Source organism: Paucilactobacillus salsurae (genome assembly GCF_054784995.1).
Map to the genome: position 1 here is coordinate 16,464 of NZ_BAAHWX010000011.1, position 21,947 is coordinate 38,410.

Below are 21,947 nucleotides of genomic sequence, written 5' to 3' on the forward strand. Positions count from 1 at the left end.
ATGGAAGATAATTTGAATGTTGTTGATTTGGTTAAAGTGATTTTAAAAAACTTTTGGTTAATTATTATTTTTGTTGTTGTCGGGTCGGCAGGCGCTTATGGATATTCTAAGTGGCAGAATAAAAATGTGGTATATGAGGCGAAAAGGCAAGTTGTAATCTACCACAATAACACTGATCAACAGGGACAATATGGCCAGTATACACGCGATATTGGGATGATGAAAACCTACCGAACTATTGCTAATAATGAATTAATATATAGACGGGTAGCCACACAGCTCAAACAGGAGGGCAAGTACAAACTGTCCAGCAAAGAAATACAAAATAAGGTTAAAGCTTCCGTTAAGGATCAGACGACAATTCTTACTTTTACAGCAAATGACTCGAATCCTAAGCTTGCACAGACTTTAGCTAACAAAACAGCGGAAAGTTATAAAACTATTGCGCCGAAAGTAATTAATATTGGTCAAGTAAAATTGCTTGCTAGTGCGAAGAATAGTGATATAACTTCTGCCAATGGTGTTTCAACGAAGAAATACACACTGCTTGGTTTTATTTTTGGTGCCGTCTTAGGTATTCTTGTTGCGTGGATGAAAGACATCTTTATTTTGAAAAAAGTTTAGATTGGGGCAAAAAATTTTGAATATTAAGATTTTGGTAGCGGCACACAAGAATTATGAAATGCCGAAAGATAAAGATTTATATTTACCTGTTTTTGTCGGTAAGGATTTACATCCTAAGTCTACACTGAAGTTTCAAGGGGACAATGAAGGCGAAAATATATCCAAAAAAAACCGTAATTTTAACGAATTGACGGCTATTTATTGGGCTTGGAAAAACTTAGATGCTGATGCTATTGGACTTGTACATTATCGAAGATATTTAAGTTTAAAACACAGCAAAAATATTGATACGATTTTAGATAAAGAGGAAGTTGAAACATTACTTCAACAAAGTGATATTATTTTACCCAAAAAAAGAAAATATTACATTGAAACTAATTATTCGCACTATGAGCATGCACATCATATTAGGCCACTCAATGAAACTAGAAATATTATTGCCTCTGACTATCCCGAATATATAAAATCGTTTGATGACGTTATGAATCAAACCTCTGCACATATGTTTAATATGTTTGTTATGAAGAAAAAAGAATTTGATGAATATTGTACGTGGCTGTTTGATATTTTATTCAAATTAGAAAAAAAAATTGATATCACTGATTACAATACTTATGAAAGTCGGGTATTTGGATTTGTCAGTGAACGACTATTAGATGTTTGGATTAATACAAAAAATTATTCGTATCAAGAAGTTAATTTTGTTTTCATGGAAAGGCAAAATTGGTTTAAAAAGGGATTCAAATTTTTGTGGAGAAAATTTGTGTAATAAGAAATAGTGAGTTTGGAGGAAAAACTCTTGGGATTTTGGTTAATACCTTTGTCAATGTTAGAAAAAAGATATTTTGTTGATAGTATTGCTATAGTTCCAATGATAGCTTTTGCTTTTTTTTGCATGTATGAAATATTTACAAGAAAAGAAAAAATAAACGATATAACTGTTAATTCTAATGTTGTCATTTTTGCTGTTACTGCTATACTTGCTCAAACCTTTATTATTCTATTTTCATATAAAAGAGTTATGAATGCAGCGGGTAGCCCAGATATTCTACATGGAACTTTGGGCTGGTACATAATTGTGTTAGCATTTCTTATTGATTATTTTGTTGTCAGCTTTTGCATTAAAGATGAGAGGCAAATGAAGCTTTTTTTTAAAGGTATGTATATTTGTCTGATTATTTTTTCGGTATTTGTTTTAATTCCACAACTAATATCGGTGACAACGAGTCATGGTGATAGGGTTGTTAATTTTATTGCCAAACTATTCGAAGAAAGACATAAAGATAGAAATGATTTTTATTGGGCGGGTAGTTACACTGTGACGATTGGCCGGATGAATGGATTTTGTCCTGAAGCCTCTTTTTTGGCAGCACAATTAGGCATAGTTTTTATTCCACCGATTGTTGCGGGAATTAAAAATAATTACAGTATGATTTTCCAAAAAGAATGTCATAATAATTTTCTTAACTGGTTGATGTTATCTGGGTTGTTCTTATTTTTAATATTTGCTAAGACAAGTACTGGATTTTTAGTAATTGCGCTTACTTGTTTAATATTATTTCTTTCCTCTAATTTAAGACATAAAGTAGCCTACATCATTGCCGCATTCTTTTTATTAATTATACTAGCAGGGATGTTCTACCAATTTGATTCTTTGCGTAGTATATTAATGGACTATGTCCTGAAAAAACAGGGGACCTCGAATAGATTAGGTGGAACGATTGGGCTAATATACACATTTTTACAACATCCAATTTTTGGAGTTGGAAATGGATACCAAAGCTACTATTTGCTTGATTTGGTGCCTAAGTCTACAACTCATAATGCGGAATTTTTAAATACATTTGTTAAACATGGGTATCCAGCTCAAAGTAAGTTGTTTGGTTTTTTTGCTAACTACGGCTTAATTATTACCTTACCAGTGATTTATTACATTATAAAAAAATTGAGACTAAGTTTTTTTATTGCTTCAAAAGTAAAAAAAGAAAATAATAGGTTTTATGCAACTGTTTTGGATAGCTTTCATTATTTTGTTGTAATGTATGCTATATTAAGTTTACTGTCATTCACGTGGAATGAAACATATTACGTAGTGATGTTCATGTTTTATGTTGTTTCATTAAAAATTATGAAGAACAAAGAAACAGAGTTAGGAGAATAATATGACTAAGTTTGATTATTTGGTAGTCGGGGCTGGACTCTTTGGTGCAACTTTTGCATTTGAAGCGGCGAAAAGAGGCAAAAAAGTTAAAGTTATTGAAAAACGCGATCATGTCGCTGGAAATATTTATACAAAAGAAATTGATGGTATTCAGGTGCATGAATATGGCGCACACATTTTTCATACATCAAACAAAGAGATTTGGAACTATGTCCAGCAATTTGCAGAGTTTAATCGATATACTAATAGTCCTATTGCAAACTATAAGGGCGAGATCTACAATATGCCCTTTAATATGAACACTTTCAATAAAATGTGGGGCGTAACAACCCCCGATGAAGCAATGGCAAAAATTGACGACCAACGAAAGGAAATGAATGGTAAGACACCAAGTAACCTTGAAGAACAGGCGATTTCTTTAATAGGCCGGGATATTTATGAAAAGTTAGTTAAAGGCTATACTGAAAAGCAATGGGGCCAAAAAGCTACTGAATTACCAGCCTTTATTATTAGAAGACTTCCAGTTAGACTAACATACGATAATAATTATTTTAACGACACTTACCAAGGAATACCCATCGGTGGTTATACACAGATTGTTGAAAAAATGTTGAGTAGTGACCTGATTGATGTCGAAACTGGTGTAGATTTTTATGAGAAAAAAGATGAATATCTTAAAAATTACCCAAAAATTATTTTTACGGGAATGATTGATCAATATTTTAACTATCAACTTGGTGAACTTGAATATCGAAGCTTAAAATTTGAGACTGAAGAGTTGAACATCGATAATTATCAAGGAAATGCTGTGGTAAACTATACGGATGCAGAAACTCCTTTTACAAGAATTATTGAACATAAGTTTTTTGAGTTTGGAAAGGGAGATAAGAACAAGACAATCGTTACTCGCGAGTACCCTGTAACTTGGCATCGTGGAGATGAACCATATTATCCAGTAAATAATACTAAAAACAATGAATTATATAAACAGTATAAAGCATTGTCAAAATCTGAACCAAATGTTGTTTTCGGTGGGAGATTAGGACAATACCGTTATTATGATATGCATCAAGTTATCCATGCAGCATTGACCACTGTGTCTCAGGAGTTTAAAGAAAAATAATTATGAAGATTATTAAGAATTACATTTATAATATGGGATATCAAATATTACTGTTATTAGCCCCGTTAGTAACAGTTCCATATGTATCTCGAGTATTAGGTGCAGGTGGTGTTGGTATAAATGATTATACAAACGCTACTGTTACCTTTTTTCTTTTATTTGGACAAATTGGTGTTTTGACCTATGGAAATAGAGAAATAGCTTACCATCGAGATAATAAATTCGAAAGATCTAAGATCTTTTGGGAAATAATCATAATGCAAATAATAACAGTAAGTATGTCATATGCTGTATTTCTTGGATTTGTTTGGAAATTTAGTCAATCTTATCAATGGTTTTTTCTAGTTCAGTCACTGTTAATAGTCGCAGGAGCTTTTGATATCTCTTGGTATTTTATGGGAATGGAAGATTTTCAAAAAACTGTTACAAGAAATATGTTGGTAAAACTTATTTCAATTGGACTTATTTTTGCGTTTGTAAAAACCCGTGATGATGTTTGGAAATATATTTTAATTCTTTCAAGCTCGCAATTAATTGGAAATATTACTTTATGGCCATATTTAAAAAATAGCGTTAAATTTGTACCATTAAAAATATTGAGACCTTTTTCTCACTTTAATCCTGCGTTACTATTGTTTATTCCAACTATTACAACACAAGTATACTTAGTAGTGAATAAGATCATGTTGCGATTTATGGACCCTACTCATACTGTGGCTGTTGGTCTGTTTAGCCAGTCTGATAAAATTATTAAGTTAGTACTAGCTATAGTAACTGCAACCGGCACAGTAATGCTCCCTCACATCGCACACAAATTTGCAGCAGGTGATGTTAAGGGAATTCGACAAAGCTTGTATAATTCTTTTGATTTCGTTTCGGCATTATCAATACCCATGATGTTTGGAATAGCTGCAATTGCACAAAGATTTGCTCCTTGGTTTTTAGGAGCAGAATTTTATGATAGTGGCAAGATTATGATGATTGAAGCACCTGTGATTGTATTGATTGCTTGGAGCAATGTGACGGGTACACAGTATTTAATGCCTGTTAATCGCGTAAAAGAGTATACAATTTCTGTTACAATAGGTGCAGTTGTTAACATTATTTTGAATCTTTTCTTCATTGAAGTGTTCAGTGCGAAGGGTGCAGCGTTAGCCACAACACTATCTGAGTTTGCTGTTACAGCCTTTCAAGTTTACTGTATCAAAACCACAATTAGAAGACGTCAACTATTTAAGAGTACATGGAAGTACATGATTAGCGGTTTAGTGATGTTTATTGTGGTATATCGCTTAAATCAAATTATGCATATGAACATTATTAATTTACTAATTCAATGCTTTATTGGATTTTTAATTTACTCAGTTGGTGTTATTTTTACAAAGGCTCCTATTGTTAATCAAGCACAAAATTTATTTAAGAAAAAGATTTCACATTAAAAAATTTATGGATATAACATTAGTTTGAACTTGAAGGGATTGATACAACATGACAAATGTAATAACTTATGGAACTTTTGACCTCTTGCATAAGGGCCATGTGAGACTTTTAGAGCGAGCTGCTAAGCTGGGAGACCATTTAACTGTGGGCCTTTCTTCAGACGAATTTAATGCAATAAAAGGGAAAAAAGCATATACGACATATGAGGATAGAAAATATATACTCGAAGCAATTAAATACGTTGACGAAGTAATTCCTGAGAATGATTGGGAACAAAAGATAGATGATGTACAAAAATATCATATAGATATTTTTGTAATGGGTGATGACTGGAAGGGGAAATTTGATTTTCTTTCTGATTATTGTCAGGTAATTTATTTGCCAAGGACCAGTGGTATATCTACAACGAAAATTAAAGATGATTTGCATAATTAATAAAGTGAGAAAAAATAAAAATGTCCGAAAATCTACAAAAACTTCAAAAAATTCAATTGGAAATGCTAAAAAAAGTGATTAATATAGCAACCAAAAATGGAATTCCTTACATACTAATGGGAGGAACTTTATTAGGTGCCGTTCGGCATCATGGATTCATCCCGTGGGACGATGACGTAGATGTTGGATTTTATCGAAAAGATTATGAAATCATTGTCAAGTTACTAGCCCAAGAACTTGATTCAAATCATTTTAAAGTGTTGACTGATCAGAATAAGAAGTATGGGTTAGCATTTTGTAAATTGATAGACAGAAAAGTAAAAGTTGAATATGTGAACTCTGGTGCGAAAATTAATAATGCATTTATAGACATTTTTCCGTATGATAATATCAGCAATAATAGTTTAGTTGCGCAACTTCATCATGCTCTCTTTAAGTTTGTAGATTCTGCAATTCTAAATCGAATTAATTCGGATATTCAACATACTTTTCTAAAGGCATTGCTTATTAAAACTCAAAAATTTATTTTAAGTTTTTTTTCGTTGGAATCTTTAAAAAAGATTAGGAATTATCTCATGAACATAGAAAACAAAAAAGATTCAAGTAAGGTGGCAAATTTGTCATCTCAATATGCATTCGGTAAAGAGACAATAGATAAGAGTGATATTGAGGAATTTCAGTACACAGATTTTGAAAATGAAAAAATAAAAATTCCTCGTGAGTACGCACATATTTTAGCGACAATGTATGGGAATTACATGCAATTACCGCCAAAAAATGAACAGATTAACAAACATCTTAAACAAATTATTACAGAGGAATAAAGGCTAATGAAAAATGTATCGGCAGTTGTTGTGACATATAATCGAATAGATAAACTAAAAAAATGTTTAGTTGCATTAAAAAGCCAGACTTATAAAGTGAATCATATTATTGTGGTTGATAATCATAGTACAGACGAAACTCACTTTTTTTTGGAAAATCAAGAAAATTTAAATGTAAAAACAACGACAGAAAATCTTGGCGGAGCAAAGGGTTTTGAGATTGGGATAAAAGAGTTTTACAAAAAAACTAATGACGAGTTTGTTTGGGTTATGGACGATGATACAATTCCGGAGGAAACTTGTTTGGAAAAATTAGTTGATGCCAATTCTGAAGTTGATGCAGACTTATTTGCGAGTAATGTACGATGGATAGATGGAAGCCCAGCGCAAATGAATTTACCCTCGGTTGCTGATGATTGGAATAAGGTTTTGAATGCCACTTTAATCAATTCGGGGTTAGTAAAAATCAAACGAGCAAGTTTTGTTTCCTTATTAATAACGAGAAAAATTATTAAAGAAGTAGGATATCCAATTGGTAAAATGTTTATTTGGGGTGATGACACAGAATATACGCAGAGAATAAGCAAAGTAGCAGATTGTTTTTTTGTGTCAAATAGTGTTGTGGTGCATGAAATGCAACAAAATGTGGGAATAGACATTTTTAGGGATACAAAAAATAGAATTTGGAGATATTTTTATTTGTTTCGAAATCGACTTTTCAATGGAAAGAGAATGTCAAAAAAAGAATTTATAAAACAGATAATGAAAACACTGCTAGTAATATTTCAGTTACTCTTTAAAGCAGAAACTACTTTTAGATTTAAAAAAATTGGGATTGTGATTAAAGGGACCGTTGCGGGATTATTTTTCAACCCAACTATCGAGATTCCAAGAGAGGTTAAATAATGAAAAAAATTTTAATTGTTGGAGATTTTATTGAGGGTAGTGGCGTAACTACCTTCATTTTTAATACATTTGGTCAAATTAAAAATAGTAATGTTCAGTTCACAGCCGCGATTGTGTCTGGATCAACTGATTGTATTTCAAAATTAGAAGATATGGGTTGGAAATATGTTGTCATACCAGCAGCTAATAAAAATATTTTTGTACACATTAAAACTTGGAAAAATTTTCTCAGGCAAGAAACCTTTGATGCTGTTCACTTTAACTATTCAGCTGATTGGAATTTTGTACCAATTTATTTGTGCAAGAAATTTGGAATAACAACAATAACGTTGCATGCACATAATACCTTTTTTGGTACGGCAGGTAGCAAGCTTGTGACAAGTTTATTAAAAATTTTGCATGAATTTTCAAAAAAAATTGTTTTAAACAAGTTGATTAGTCATTACATTGCAGTATCTGATGATGCTGCAAAGTGGATGTTTCCTAATAAAATTTTTAGAAGCAAGCAATTTATGATACTAAAAAACGGTGTAAACATTGAAAAGTTTAAATTTTCAGAGAATTATCGAAATGAAATAAGAAAAGAGTTAGAAATTGATGATAGTCAACAGGTATTTATTCAGGTTGGAGTATTTCAACCAAGAAAAAATCAAAAATTTTCAGTTGAATTATTTAAAAGGATAAAAGAAAAAAATGAAAATGCGATACTTTTATTTATCGGAAATGGACCAGATAAATCGCTAATAGAAGAACTAGTAAATGAAAACGAACTAACTAATAGTGTGAAATTCTTGGGAATTAGGCAGGACGTTTACAAGTTATACTCTGCAGCGGACTTTTTACTCATGCCATCATTTTATGAAGGATTAAGTTTCGTAATGATTGAGGCGCAGGTGTCTGGGCTAAGGATTTTGATAAATAAAAAAGTACCAGTTGGAGATTACGATAAAGAATTAATGGTCAGACTTCCTTTGAATATAGAAAAATGGATAAATTCACTTGAAGAGAATAAACGGATTGAGTTAAATCGAAGAAAATTTGCAGCAGATACAATGAATAACTTGGGATATAACCAAAACCATTCAATAGATATTTTAAAAAAAATCTATTCGATCTAAAGGTAAACAACTAAAAATGGTTTAGTAAGGGTATGAATTGTTATATATAAATGGTATTTTATTATTAATAATAAAATTTTAATAAATTTTATGTAGTGGGAGGAATATTTGTTGAAAACAAGAAATAAACAATATAAGAAACATAGATTTTGGTTAGTATCTGCTGGATTAGTTGTTGCTGCTACTGCGGGTTTTATTGACCAAAATAGTGTTCACGCATCTGATACAGAAACACAAGGAGAGATTGTTGGGAGCGGCAGTGAACAGAACGTTCAGGATATTTCTAACTCAAAACAGGTAGTTTTAAAAAATTCTGAAAAAAAATTGAACAGTAATGTTGTTAATACAAATTCAAAAGTATATGTTCAACCTTCGAATATATCTGAAAGTAGCAGTGAAGATTGGAATTCTGCAACGAAATTAAAAGCAGAGCAGGATTATGAACTTACTGGGCAACCACAAAAAATTGTTAGAAATGACGCTACGACGCTAAAACTAACAATTGGTAGTAAATCAATTCCTAGAGTAGATGCAGTTGATATTTCCTCATATCAATCTTGGATGAAGCAAAACGATTTCTCTAAATTACACAGTCTTGGTGTGAAGTCCGCTGTAGTTAAGGTTACAGAGTCAACGAATTATACTAATCCGTATGCAAAATCACAAATTCAAATGTCAAAAAATGCTGGTCTAAATGTGGATGTATATCATTATGCACGTTTCTCAAGTGTTGCAAGCGCTAAAAATGAAGCAAATCATTTGGTTTCGACTTTAAGAAGCCTAGGATTACCGAAAGATACGTTAATATTTGCTGATATGGAAGATAATTCAACTTTATCGAATAATATTGAAAATTCTTTAAATAGTTTTTGGAATGTCTTATCTTCTGCAGGATATACTAATCACGGCGTGTATACATTTGTTAGCTATGCAAAAGCCGCTGAAGTTAGAAGAACTGTTGGGTATACAAGAACTTGGATGGCACAATATCCCTATACTCCCACAGCATCAACCAAATGGAATACGTCTTATGGTGCTTGGCAATTTTCATCAACAGCTTTTCTTCCGGGTAGTAATAACCCGATTGATGTTTCAATTGATTACACTGGATTATTTCAATTAAAAGAATATGATGCAATTTATTCAAATAATTCTGTTAGCTTGTCAGGGGTTATAAAAGAAAATGGTAGGGATGATGGTTTGTATTTGTATGGTCCATACAATACAAGTTCGTCTACAAAAAGTAGGAATGCAAGTGCAAAAAATTTTGATCAACAATCAGTAAAAATTTTACGTACTGCTATTACAAAACGCGCTACATGGTACGAAATTCAATTAATAAACGGAAAGACTTATTGGGTGGATAAAAAGGCAGTATCCATAAATTATGACAAAATTACACTTCAAAAAACACTGTCAGAGTTTGCTATTATTGACGAGAATGGTAGAAATGATGGTCTATATAAAAACGGACCATATTTTACCAGTTTGCAAACCGAAAGTCGTAATGCGAGTGCGACAAGCTATAATAATCAAACTGTAGGTGTGATCGCGGAAGCGACCACAAAGCAAGCAACCTGGGTTAAGATTAAATTATCTAATGGTAGTACTTACTGGATGGATAAGCGTGGTGTCAGATTAATTAGTTTAGATGCAGTTTCAAATGAACATACTACAAATTATGCAGCACAGATCAATCAAAGTAATCGTAATGATGGTATGTATACTGCAGGGCCATACTACAGTAATATAAACAGTTTAAAGCGTAATGCGAGTGCAACAAGCTATAATAATCAAACTGTAGGTGTGATCGCGGAAGCGACCACAAAGCAAGCAACCTGGGTTAAGATTAAATTATCTAATGGTAGTACTTACTGGATGGATAAGCGTGGTGTCAGATTAATTAGTTTAGATGCAGTTTCAAATGAACATACTACAAATTATGCAGCACAGATCAATCAAAGTAATCGTAATGATGGTATGTATACTGCAGGGCCATACTACAGTAATATAAACAGTTTAAAGCGTAATGCGAGTGCAACAAGCTATAATAATCAAACTGTAGGTGTGATCGCGGAAGCGACCACAAAGCAAGCAACCTGGGTTAAGATTAAATTATCTAATGGTAGTACTTACTGGATGGATAAAAGAGGAATTACTAACATAAGAAAGTAAATGAAAAATTAGTGACATCTTTCAATAATATCTATCACGCATGATTGCAAAAAAACAAAAAACTAGGTAATAACATTTTTATTGAAATGCTATTACCTAGTTTTTTTATATGATTTAATCAGGGTGTAGTAATGTTTTCACTAGATTTGTTAGAAGACGGTTGAATAGAACTTGAAGGAGAAAAAGTTTCTGATGTATTATTATCTTCTACAGATTTATATGAGTTAGAAATGCTTGATTCATTAAACTTTGTAGCGGTGTTTGAAGACCGCACCCCACTTCCTGCTACTTCAGCAGATGCGCCTCCAGGCAATACGAACGAGGTATGTGCGTAACCATCGTAATTTGATTGCATTTTATATAATTTAGTTTCGTTATTATTGACTGAACTAAATTTCAATCCCAATGCGTGTCGCACCAATTTTGAAATTCGGTTGATTTCTTTAGGGGAAGCAATTTGGAAAGAAGTGCCATCTATAGTCGCATCTTGTCCTTGGAAGTGATTGGTTTTAACATTTTTCATTGATGAATGGTAATTAGAATACAATGTTGCAACACTGTTCAGTGGAATATCAGTTCTGATACCCTTCTTAGCAGCATCAAGAATTGTGTTAATAGCAGTCACTGAACTTAACGATTTAAACTTATTAATGACAGCTTTAATAATTTGTTGTTGTCTCTTTTGTCGCCCATAATCGTTATTAGGATCATCATATCGCATCCTTGAATATTTCAATGCTAGACTGCCTTCCAGATGTTGTTTTCCTTTAGGAAAGTGATGTCCCTCATAATCAAATGCAAATGGATTATCAACATTAACCCCGCCAACTGCATCTACGACTTTTTCAAGGACTCCCATATTGACGATTGCATAATAATCAATAGGTACGTTCAATAATTCCTTCACTTGTTTTACAGTTTTTTTGGGACCACCAATTGAATAGGCAGCATTGATTTTTGCATAATCGACGCCACTTGCAGTATTGATTTTAACCAAAGTATCTCTTGGGATACTTGTCATTGTAATTGTTTCTTTTTTAGGATTAACAGTCACTAATTCAAGTGTATCTGTGTTACCACCTGAATTACCACGTCCGATGGCCCCCGTGTCAAGCCCCATTAACAGTACAGAAACAGGTTTTCCAGATTTAAGTTTTTTACTAATTTTAGCGTTGGAATTACTAAAAATGCCTGACGCTGCATTATGTATTTTATAGTATTCATAGCCACCAGCCGCAACTAATGCTAGTACAACAATACTAACAAGCCAGCGAAACCAGTGGCGTTTTGGTGTTTTTCGGAGATGGCGGTTAACTCTTGTGTCTTCTTCATCCATTAATTTCTGCCTCACATCAATATTAATATTTAACTCAATCTAAGTTATCAGACCACATAAAGCAAGTCAATTTTACCACGTACAACTTAAGAAATATATAACCTTATCAGTCGATTGTGAGCATTTTACCAGCTTTTGCCAGTCTTAGCTGATAAAATTAAACGCAGGGTTAGGATGACGAGGTGATTCAATGAAAACAATCATTACATATGGCACATTTGATTTAATTCATAAGGGTCATATTCACTTATTAGAAAGAGCAGCTTCTTATGGTGATCGACTAATTGTGGGATTAGCAACAGATGAGTTTAATGCCAAAAAGGGTAAGCATGCTTATACACAGTATGAAGATAGAAAATATATATTAGAGGCAACCAAATACGTTGATTTAGCCATTCCAGAAAATTCTTGGCAACAAAAAAGTGAAGATATTAAAAAATATCACGTTGATGCGTTAATCATGGGTGACGATTGGCAGGGTAAATTTGATTATTTAAAAAATTTATGTAAAGTCATCTATTTACCACGAACTGATGGTATTTCAACTTCAAAAATTAAAGAAGACTTAGAACATGCGGAATAACATTTCACTGAAATGTTATTTTTTTGGTTCAAAATCTTGATAGACTTTGATCTAATGCTGTATTAAGATAGTTAGAGGATCAATTGGAAAGGAATTAATTAATGACACCAGAAAAACTAAAAGAAGCCGTTGAAAAACGACGTACTTTTGCAATTATTTCTCACCCTGATGCGGGAAAAACGACGATTACTGAACAGATGTTACTGTTTGGTGGCGTGGTTCGAGAAGCAGGAACAGTGAAAGCCAAAAAATCAGGAAACTTTGCTAAATCAGATTGGATGGAAATTGAAAAAAAGCGTGGAATTTCTGTTACCAGTTCTGTAATGCAGTTTGATTTTCAAGGTAAACGCATTAATATTTTGGATACACCAGGACATGAGGACTTCTCCGAAGATACCTACCGAACTTTGATGGCGGTCGATTCCGCAGTTATGGTAATCGATGGCGCAAAGGGAATTGAACCACAAACTAAAAAGCTATTTAAAATTTGTAAAATGCGTGGTATTCCAATTTTTACATTTATAAACAAATTTGACCGTGATGCCCGTGAACCACTTGATTTAATGTCTGAATTGGAAGATGTATTAGGTATTGAAACTTACCCAATGAATTGGCCAATTGGCATGGGGCGTGGCTTGAAGGGTTTATATGATCGCTATAATAAACGTGTTGTATTGGCACACCCAGATGATGAGAATAATCCTTATATCCCTCTGAATGATGATGGAAATTTATCTGAAGATAATGAATTAACTGAAGATAGTATTTGGCAAGATACGCTAGATGAAATTGAACTACTGGATGATGCTGGTGATCAATTTGATGCTAGCAAAATTGAAACTGGTGATTTAACACCTGTATTCTTTGGGTCAGCTTTAACTAATTTTGGGGTTCGAACATTTTTAGAAACGTATCTCCAATATGCACCTAAACCAAGTGCACATAAAACTGAAGATAATCAAAAAGTGGAACCGTTGAGTCCTGAATTTTCTGGATTTGTTTTTAAAATTCAAGCAAACATGAACCCAAATCATCGTGATCGAATTGCTTTTGTAAGAATTTGTTCGGGAGAGTTTGATCGTGGTATGGATGTAACGTTGAATAGAACGCAAAAATCACTTCGGCTATCGAATTCTACACAGTTCATGGCCGATACCCGTGAAACTGTTGAAACGGCTGTTGCTGGTGATATTATCGGTCTTTATGACACTGGTAATTTTCAAATTGGAGACTCAATTTACACAGGTAAGAATTCGGTGCAATTCGAAAAATTACCACAATTCACACCTGAATTATTTGTGCACGTTGCAGCTAAAAACGTTATGAAACAAAAGTCTTTCCATAAGGGAATTGAACAATTGGTTCAAGAAGGTGCGGTTCAGATGTATACCAACTATACAACTGGCGATTATATTTTAGGTGCCGTTGGACAACTACAATTTGAAGTTTTTCAATTCAGAATGCAAAATGAATATAATTCTGAAGTTATTATGGAACCGATGGGTCACAAAATTGCCCGGTGGATTGATCCAGAGCAGTTGGATGAACATATGTCTTCATCACGTAATATTTTGGTAAAAGATCATTTAGGAGCACCATTGTTTTTATTTGAGAATACTTTTGCTGAAAATTGGTTTAAAAATAAGTATCCAGATATTAAGTTAACTGCAAAATTATAATATTGTATGGTATTTTTTGTTTATTGGATTATTTAACCTAACACTTTAAAGGGTTATTAATCACGTAGTTTAATAAAAGCATAGGTTGTTTAATCTTGATGTAATTACATTTTCTAGAATATTTAAGTTAGAATCTGAAAAATTTAGATATCTTACTATAGAAATAGTACAAACTATGACCATGAAAAGTTAGATTGTTAAATTAGGAGAGAATGTATGAAGGAAGTTACTAACAAAATAATCAATCTATTTTTTATGCCTTTAAGTGTAATTAGTTTGATTGGTGCAGTTGCAGAATTACCCAATATCATCCAAAATGTTCCAAATCGTACTTTAGCAATTTTAATTGTTGGAGGTTTGATTTTATGGATGCTATTTCTGCTGAAAAATACTTATTTTATAAAAAAGTTCAGTAGTCTAGTTAGTAATTTAATTAAGCGCCATAAACTTGTAATACTAATTATTGCCTTCACAGTAGTACTTATATGGCAACTGTCGATGGTCTTTTATTTGTCAGGCATAAGTTTTTGGGATCCACGTTCACTTTCATTAGTTGCAACTGGTCACCTTCCGAGTTTGAAGGATTATTTTTCACTAAATCCAAACAATTTGCTAATGCTCCTGTTTGAAAGAGCTATTTGGGTGGTGTCACAAAGGCCTTCGATGGAACAGTTTCAAATGACTTTAGGAGTAATAAATGTAGTTATAATCGATATGGCTTTTTTTCTGTTGGCGAATGTAATTCATTCTAGAATTGGAACGGGAATGAAAGCTATCATACCAATAGCAATGATGCTAATACTCGTAATTGCATCACCATGGGTGGTTATAGTGTATACTGATTTATTTGGTTTCTTTTTAACAGCAATAAATATTTTTTTGTTGAGTAAAATGACTGTGGTCTCTAAAAAATTGGGATCTTATTTCTATCCAGTGTGTTCATCTTTTTTTCTCATAGTTTCGTACTTTATTAAACCGACATTAATAATAATTTACATTGCCGCGGTGCTGATTGCTATTGTTAGATGGTGTATTAAAGAAAAAAAATTATCGTTGAAATCAATAAAAGTAGTATCTATTGTAATTATTTCTACAGCTGCATTTTTTATTTTAATTAGTGCGGGTTTAAAATCACAAAAAGTTGTAAAAATAGATCCACAGAGAAAAGAAACTGTGTTTCATTATTTAGCCATGGGTATGCATGGAACTGGAGGCTTTAACATAGATGACGTTAACATGGAAATAGGAATAAAAAATCCTAAAAAAAGAAATGCTGAAAATATAAAATTAATCAAGAAACGGATAAAGGAATATCATTCACCGATTAATTATGTAAAATTTTTAATAAGCAAGCAAATGGCTAATACAGCAAATGGAACATTTAGTTGGGGACATGAGGGCGGTTTTTTAGTTACTTTTAATCATGAAAATAAAAATTATAACCGTTCAATTCAAAGAAGGTTATTTACTAATGCTGGTGTGGTTGATACAACAGAATATTCATATCAGTTCATTGCTCAAATTTTATGGATTTTGACGTTGATAGGTGTACTTTTTTGCTATGGTAATAGTTCGTTGTTTGCACAATTTTTGAAAACTAGTATCATTGGATTTTATATTTTTTTATTACTTTTTGAAGGTGGTAGAAGCCGGTACGTGATTCAATTTTTACCATGTATTTTTCTTGCCATGAGTTTTGGAATTGACAATGTTTTAAAAAGTGTAAATATCAAATCGTGGGAATGAAAAGTGAAAAAATGTTTCTCAGATCGAATAAAAATTTCGTTAAATTCAAACTTTTTTAAATTTGAATTCATTCAAAAAGGGCTTTGATCAGTGAAATTGTAAAATCCTTTTTTAAATAGTTTTAGAAATTTGGTTTATTAAATAATTTTTGTTAGCTTATCCTGGATTTTTTTGAAAAATCTAACTGCATAATCAAAATTGAAATAATAATCAAAATACCCCCGATTAGAAGATTCGTGGTAAACGGTTCAAATCCCAAAGAAACAGAAAACAAACTTCCAAACATCGATTCAGTCATCATAATTAACCCAGCAGCGGTCGCATCAGTAAACTTTTGTCCAACAATCTGCATTGTCTGTGCCCCAAATGATGCAAAAACGGCCAGAATAATAACCGGCCAAATAGCACGTGTCCAATTGATATTAGTATAGTGTCCGCGTTCAAATAAGATCGAATAGATAAAACCACCAACACCTTGGACAACGCCGAGCATAAAAGCAACAATCCAAGGACTTGCATCGGTGGCGGTATAACCAAAATATACAATTTGCAAGGCAAAGACAAAAGCCCCGATTAAAGTCAAAATATCACCAAATTGAAAATTCAAGCCGCTCTTAAAGATATCGGTTAACCACATCATGCCAATGACACATAAGGTGATTGCCAAATAACTTTTAATTTCAGGCCGTTTATGAAACATAACCCAAACGACAAAAGGAACCATTACCACGTAGGTAGCGGTGAGAAAGGCATTCTTACCAGGTGTGGTATATTTTAATGCGATTGTTTGAAGCTGATAACCGATAAAATTAATAAAACCAGCCATAAATCCAATTCGAAAGTCGGTCCACGTCATTTTATTAATGGTTTGATGAAAGAACAAATAAACGAGGCCAGCATAAATTAAACCGCGTAACGCATTAATCAGCCCAGCAGGCATACCTGCATTAACAGCTTGTTTAATAAACAAGTAACTGGCACCCCACAAAATGGCAGTGGTTAATAGAATCAAATTGGCTTGTAACTTTGAAAGTTTCATATTGGTCTCCATTTTTGAATATTCATTTTAACTATAACATAGGTGAATTGCTTCAAAGACAATAAAAAAAGACGAAATTTTTCGTCTTTTTTTATTATTTAATTTTAACGTAGGTGCCGTTCACGAATCCTTTATCTTCAACTTCATACCAGGTAACACCGTTATCATCAGTGAGTTTGCCTGATAATTGAACTTCCGTATTATGCTCCAATTCATTAACAATTTTGCCATACGGACGATCATAAACTTGAATCATGGCATTCGGAATATAGTCAATTTTAGCAGCCACTAAATCCATTTTTTCAATGGCTTCAGTTTCGCCTTCATCAGCATCTGGTTGTGGTTGATCAAACGGATTATCAACAATTTCCATTTGATGATATAAAATCCACTGATCTGGGCCAATTTCATACCAGAACTTGCCGCCGGTTGTCGCCACACGTTTAAAGGTTCTCAGCACCATGCCACCAGGGTAGGTAGTGCCACGTTGAAAGCCATCAACGGAATCAAAAACAGGGGTAGGGGCAAACAATTTCAAATACATGGAAACATCTTCGACTTCTGCCCATTTTTTCTTACGATAATACATTCGCACAGTATGGGGTTGTTCATTAAACGTACCACTTGTTTCAGCATCAGCTTTCACGAAACTATAGTCTTGAAAATCGCCTTTTGATACGCTGTAATGTTGGCCAATTAAGCCCTTTAATAATTGTGGTAAAGCTAAATTCTCTTTTGTATCGATATCAATGTGGTAAACCCACACCGGTACACCACTGTCATAGTTGTTAGCCATTTAAATCACCTCATAGAAAAATTACTACTTGTAGTATACAGCTTTTTATATAACACGTCATATCTTATTTTAATGATATTAATGAAATCTTGATAGTTCCTAATTTCGGCCAAAACTTGTATAATGTAAGCAAACAAATTTCGGAGGATTCTGAAGTGACAAATCGAAGAGCAACTTATCGCTTGAGTATTTTATCAATTTTAATTGCCATTATTGTGTTACAGGATTTTATTCCTGTCTTAGGAAACATTCCGATTGGACCATTAAGTTTAACCACGTTGCATATTACAGTGATCATCACCGCCGTTGTGTTAGGGCCGGTTGATGGGGCGATTATTGGTGGTGTTTGGGGTGTCATTACTTGGATACGTGCTTTTACGTTTCCAAGCAGTCCATTAGCGCCACTTGTGTTTGTCAACCCATTAGTATCAGTTGTGCCACGTATTTTTATTGGTTTATTCGCAGGGTGGACGTTTTTAGCACTCATGAAAGTTATGAAAAAGCCGGTAGTGCCAATGGTGATTTCTGCTTTAATCGGTGCGTTAACAAATACTGTTTTGGTGTTAGGGGGTATTTACCTATTTTATCGAACACCTGCTGTCGCCCATATTTATGGTGTTAATGTTGATAATTTACTAAAAGCACTCAATGCGATCTTTATTACGAATGGTTTGGCGGAAATGGCGTTAGCCGCTGTGATTGTGCCATTGATTGCAATGCCATTACGAAGAGTAGTCAAGAAATAAGAAAAACCACTAACTATAATTTCAGTTAGTGGTTTATTTAGTTACAATTTATTTACTATCTTCAGAACCATCATCACTCTGAATCTTCTTAACAGCCGCTGCAACATCTTTATCACTAGCAGCTTCCAAAGTAATGTTGCCATCGACAATCTTAGCATTTAAATTCTTAACACCTGGATTGTCTAAGACAAAGTCAGCGATGCGGTCTTCAATTTGTTCTTGAATCACACGCCGTAATGGCCGCGCACCCATGGTTGGATCAAAGCCTAAATCAACCAGCTTTTCTTCAACAGGGGCGGTAACGTGAACATAAAGTCCACGATCAGCCAACATGCGGTTAACGTCGGCAATCATCAAATCAACGATGTGCATCAAGTTATCCTTAGTTAAGGCGTTGAATTCGACAATCGCATCAAAACGGTTTAAGAATTCAGGCTTGAAGTATTCACCCAATTTATCAACGATTGAGTGCGTCTTACCTTCAGCAGCAGCGCCGAAGCCAACACTAGCTTCAGAGTCACCAGAACCGGCGTTAGACGTCATGATAATAATCGTGTCCTTGAAACTAACCGTGCGACCTTGAGAATCAGTCAGGCGACCATCATCCAAAATCTGTAAGAACATGTGCATAACATCTGGATGGGCTTTTTCAACTTCATCCAATAACACGAGACTATATGGATGACGACGAACTTGTTCGGTTAATTGACCAGCTTCTTCATAGCCGACGTAGCCAGGAGGTGAACCGATTAACTTCGAGGTTGAATGTTTCTCCATATACTCACTCATGTCGAAACGAATCATTGAATCCTCGGAACCAAATAATTCTTTAGCCAATTGTTTAGCCAATTCAGTTTTACCAACCCCAGTAGGACCAACAAACAGGAACGAACCAATTGGGCGACCAGATTTGTTTAAACCAATGCGGTTACGACGAATGGCACGCGCCACTTTGTCGACCGCCTCATTTTGACCAATGACATGGTTTTCCAAGTTTTGATCAAGATCTTTTAATTGGGTTTCTTCTTGTTTTTGTAAGTCCCCAACAGGGATGTTAGTTTTTTCTTCCACGATGTGTTGCATATCTTCAACCGTCACCGTAGCGGCGTCTTCACTATGATTTGCTTCAGCATCGTCTTTGGCTTTGGTCAACTTGGTTACTTGATCACGGTAGAAGGCTGCTTTTTCGTAGTCTTCATTATCAAGTGCTTGTTGCTTATGAGCTTCAGCGGTGTGAATCTCATTTTCAATTGTGGCTGGGTCAGCAGTCTTCAAGGTTAAGTTCTTCTTCGAACCAGCTTCATCTAACAGGTCAATGGCCTTATCAGGTAAGAAGCGATCTTGAATATAACGCGCTGATAACTTAGCAGCCGCGGTAATCGCGTCATCGGTGTACTTCACATTATGGTAATCCTGGTAGCGTGACTTAATCCCATTCAGAATTTGAATGGTTTCTTCAACACTGGGTTCATCAACTTGAACAGGTTGGAAACGACGTGCTAACGCAGAATCTTTTTCAATCTTGCGGTATTCATTTAACGTTGTAGCCCCAACTAATTGGAAGTCGCCACGAGCTAGTGCTGGTTTCAAAACGTTACCAGCGTCCATGCCACCTTCGGCATTTCCTGCGCCCATGATTTCATGAATTTCATCAATAAATAAGATGATATTATCATTTTTAGAAACTTCTTCCATTAATTGCTGCATGCGTTGTTCGAACTGCCCACGAATTCCTGTTCCTTGAACAAGCGAAACAACATCTAAACGAATAACTTCTTTATTATTTAATTTTTGCGGAACTTGACCGGCAACAATTGCTTGTGCTAATCCTTCAACTACGGCTGTTTTACCAACTCCAGCTTCACCAATTAACACGGGATTGTTTTTGGTCCGGCGGTTTAAAATTTCGATCACCCGATCGATTTCTTTATCACGGCCGATGACGGGATCGATTTTTCCTTGTTTAGCAAGTTCAGTTAAGTTAACGCCAAATTGGGCTAACAAACTGTTACCTTTGCCACGGTTACCGCCATTTCCTTGTTGTGCTTGTGTTTGGTCATTAAATGCTTGTTGACCAGCTTGACCAGCGTTTTGGCCTTGCATGGCTTTAAACAAATCATCTAAGTTACCAAAACCAAATGATGGGTTTTGTGCCATTCCATTACCTCCATTAAAGAGAGTATTTTGTGCTTCTTTCATTTTTTGATAGCAACTCTGACAGAGGCCAACTTGTACTCGCTGTCCGTTCACTTCAGCTTGTAAGTGAATGGTTGCCGGATTCTGATGGCAATTTTGACATAACATCTGTAAACCTCCTTTATCACACTATCGACATCTCTAATTTGCCAATTGAGATGAAAAGCCTTTGTGGTCGTTTGATATTGTTTGACCTTTATTGACCTTTGAACTCATTATACATTGGATAATCAAGATTGCAAGTGATTTGTCTATTTTCTGAAACACGAGTTTATCGTTGATATGATCGACTTTGTCGTGCATTCCAAGTCGTATCAACACAATAATTCTAGCACTCACACGTTTAGAATGCTAAAAATTTGTTCTTTAACGATTAACAGATATAATAGAAGACATGAATGATGGATGGGAGGATTTTAATGGATAAAGATTATCATCAGTTAATGGAAGATTTACGCCAACACAACATTGAAAGTTTTACGATCACTAAAGATGAGTTTCAAACCTTTCAGCCGATCTTTCATGCTTACGAATATCGCCAACAACTTGTTGGTAAAGCAAACCGTGGCGGTGAAATCGAGTACACCTTACTAAAAAAACAAGCTTAGTTGGATTTGAAAACAAACCGGAGCCAACATTCCGGTTAGTGCTTGTATTTACCGCTTACAATTGCTATTATTAACAGGTAAGAAAGCTTTTTTGGCTTGCCAAGAAGCTTCAAAAATTAAATCCTTGAAGGAGATTGATCACTAATGGAAAAACGCGATTTTAATGTTATTGCAGAAACTGGAATTCATGCACGTCCAGCAACTATCTTAGTACAAACAGCTTCAAAATTTAGCTCAGATATTACCTTACAATATCAAGATAAGAGTGTGAACTTGAAGTCTATTATGGGTGTAATGTCATTAGGTGTGGGACAACATGCTGACGTTACAATCACTGCTGATGGTTCAGACGAAAAAGAAGCCATCGCTGCTATTGAAGAAACAATGACAAAGGAAGGACTGTCAGATTAAT

Annotated in this window: 20 protein-coding genes; 16 read left to right on the forward strand and 4 right to left on the reverse strand. The window is 34.2% G+C overall.

Translation table 11 applies throughout. The features are described from left to right. The 10 genes from ACYVQZ_RS08295 (at position 1) to ACYVQZ_RS08340 (ending at position 10,806) form a co-directional block, all read left to right on the forward strand. A complete protein-coding gene (locus ACYVQZ_RS08295) occupies positions 1–624 on the forward strand; it encodes a YveK family protein (protein WP_461240942.1) in 624 nt (207 codons plus the stop codon). Positions 625–640: 16 nt separating this feature from the next. After that, a complete protein-coding gene (locus ACYVQZ_RS08300) occupies positions 641–1,393 on the forward strand; it encodes a DUF4422 domain-containing protein (protein WP_461240943.1) in 753 nt (250 codons plus the stop codon). A gap of 30 nt (positions 1,394–1,423) precedes the next feature. Further along, a complete protein-coding gene (locus tag ACYVQZ_RS08305; protein ID WP_461240944.1) occupies positions 1,424–2,785 on the forward strand; it encodes an O-antigen ligase family protein in 1,362 nt (453 codons plus the stop codon). A 1-nt stretch (position 2,786) separates the two neighbouring features. Next, on the forward strand, positions 2,787–3,908 hold the full coding sequence (glf, locus tag ACYVQZ_RS08310; RefSeq protein ID WP_461240945.1) for a UDP-galactopyranose mutase: 1,122 nt from the start codon (positions 2,787–2,789) through the stop codon (positions 3,906–3,908). 2 nt (positions 3,909–3,910) lie between these two features. Further along, positions 3,911–5,347, forward strand: coding sequence for a flippase (locus ACYVQZ_RS08315; RefSeq protein WP_461240946.1), 1,437 nt, complete (start codon positions 3,911–3,913; stop codon positions 5,345–5,347). Between the two features lie 49 nt (positions 5,348–5,396). Beyond that, positions 5,397–5,783 (forward strand): glycerol-3-phosphate cytidylyltransferase, encoded by a 387-nt coding sequence (tagD, locus tag ACYVQZ_RS08320; protein ID WP_461240947.1) that lies wholly within the window; start codon positions 5,397–5,399, stop codon positions 5,781–5,783. A gap of 20 nt (positions 5,784–5,803) precedes the next feature. Beyond that, positions 5,804–6,607 (forward strand): LicD family protein, encoded by an 804-nt coding sequence (locus ACYVQZ_RS08325; RefSeq protein ID WP_461240948.1) that lies wholly within the window; start codon positions 5,804–5,806, stop codon positions 6,605–6,607. A 6-nt stretch (positions 6,608–6,613) separates the two neighbouring features. After that, on the forward strand, positions 6,614–7,513 hold the full coding sequence (locus tag ACYVQZ_RS08330) for a glycosyltransferase family 2 protein (protein ID WP_461240949.1): 900 nt from the start codon (positions 6,614–6,616) through the stop codon (positions 7,511–7,513). Further along, on the forward strand, positions 7,513–8,631 hold the full coding sequence (locus tag ACYVQZ_RS08335) for a glycosyltransferase (RefSeq protein ID WP_461240950.1): 1,119 nt from the start codon (positions 7,513–7,515) through the stop codon (positions 8,629–8,631). The genes ACYVQZ_RS08330 and ACYVQZ_RS08335 overlap by 1 nt, the downstream gene beginning before the upstream one ends. 111 nt (positions 8,632–8,742) lie before the next feature. After that, positions 8,743–10,806, forward strand: a complete 2,064-nt coding sequence (locus tag ACYVQZ_RS08340) for a GW dipeptide domain-containing protein (protein WP_461240951.1) — start codon at positions 8,743–8,745, stop codon at positions 10,804–10,806. A 118-nt stretch (positions 10,807–10,924) separates the two neighbouring features. Here ACYVQZ_RS08340 and ACYVQZ_RS08345 read toward each other — a convergent pair whose 3' ends face one another. Then, the gene (locus tag ACYVQZ_RS08345) at positions 10,925–12,142 is read right to left on the reverse strand and encodes an LCP family protein (protein ID WP_461240952.1); all 1,218 of its coding nucleotides are present in this window, start codon (positions 12,140–12,142) and stop codon (positions 10,925–10,927) included. Between the two features lie 190 nt (positions 12,143–12,332). On the opposite strand from ACYVQZ_RS08345, the gene tagD (ACYVQZ_RS08350) reads away from it, so the two are divergent. The 3 genes from tagD (ACYVQZ_RS08350) (at position 12,333) to ACYVQZ_RS08360 (ending at position 16,150) form a co-directional block, all read left to right on the forward strand. Next, positions 12,333–12,725: a glycerol-3-phosphate cytidylyltransferase gene (gene tagD / locus ACYVQZ_RS08350; protein ID WP_461240953.1), complete on the forward strand. Its 393-nt coding sequence runs from the start codon at positions 12,333–12,335 to the stop codon at positions 12,723–12,725. Positions 12,726–12,826: 101 nt separating this feature from the next. Continuing rightward, positions 12,827–14,404, forward strand: coding sequence for a peptide chain release factor 3 (locus ACYVQZ_RS08355; protein WP_461240954.1), 1,578 nt, complete (start codon positions 12,827–12,829; stop codon positions 14,402–14,404). A 216-nt stretch (positions 14,405–14,620) separates the two neighbouring features. Beyond that, a complete protein-coding gene (locus ACYVQZ_RS08360; RefSeq protein WP_461240955.1) occupies positions 14,621–16,150 on the forward strand; it encodes a glycosyltransferase family protein in 1,530 nt (509 codons plus the stop codon). Between the two features lie 151 nt (positions 16,151–16,301). Here ACYVQZ_RS08360 and ACYVQZ_RS08365 read toward each other — a convergent pair whose 3' ends face one another. After that, positions 16,302–17,189, reverse strand: coding sequence for a DMT family transporter (locus ACYVQZ_RS08365; protein WP_461240956.1), 888 nt, complete (start codon positions 17,187–17,189; stop codon positions 16,302–16,304). A 94-nt stretch (positions 17,190–17,283) separates the two neighbouring features. Then, positions 17,284–17,985, reverse strand: coding sequence for a MucBP domain-containing protein (locus tag ACYVQZ_RS08370; RefSeq protein ID WP_461240957.1), 702 nt, complete (start codon positions 17,983–17,985; stop codon positions 17,284–17,286). A gap of 155 nt (positions 17,986–18,140) precedes the next feature. Between ACYVQZ_RS08370 and ACYVQZ_RS08375 the strand changes: the two genes are divergently transcribed. Next, positions 18,141–18,731: an ECF transporter S component gene (locus ACYVQZ_RS08375; protein ID WP_461240958.1), complete on the forward strand. Its 591-nt coding sequence runs from the start codon at positions 18,141–18,143 to the stop codon at positions 18,729–18,731. Between the two features lie 48 nt (positions 18,732–18,779). Here the strand turns inward: ACYVQZ_RS08375 and ACYVQZ_RS08380 are convergent, their stop codons facing one another. Beyond that, on the reverse strand, positions 18,780–21,035 hold the full coding sequence (locus ACYVQZ_RS08380; protein WP_461240959.1) for an ATP-dependent Clp protease ATP-binding subunit: 2,256 nt from the start codon (positions 21,033–21,035) through the stop codon (positions 18,780–18,782). A gap of 311 nt (positions 21,036–21,346) precedes the next feature. Here ACYVQZ_RS08380 and ACYVQZ_RS08385 point away from each other — a divergent pair, with 311 nt between their 5' ends. Continuing rightward, a complete protein-coding gene (locus tag ACYVQZ_RS08385; RefSeq protein WP_461240960.1) occupies positions 21,347–21,535 on the forward strand; it encodes a hypothetical protein in 189 nt (62 codons plus the stop codon). Positions 21,536–21,679: 144 nt separating this feature from the next. Next, a complete protein-coding gene (locus tag ACYVQZ_RS08390) occupies positions 21,680–21,946 on the forward strand; it encodes a phosphocarrier protein HPr (protein ID WP_461240961.1) in 267 nt (88 codons plus the stop codon). The last annotated feature ends 1 nt before the right edge of the window (position 21,947 follow it).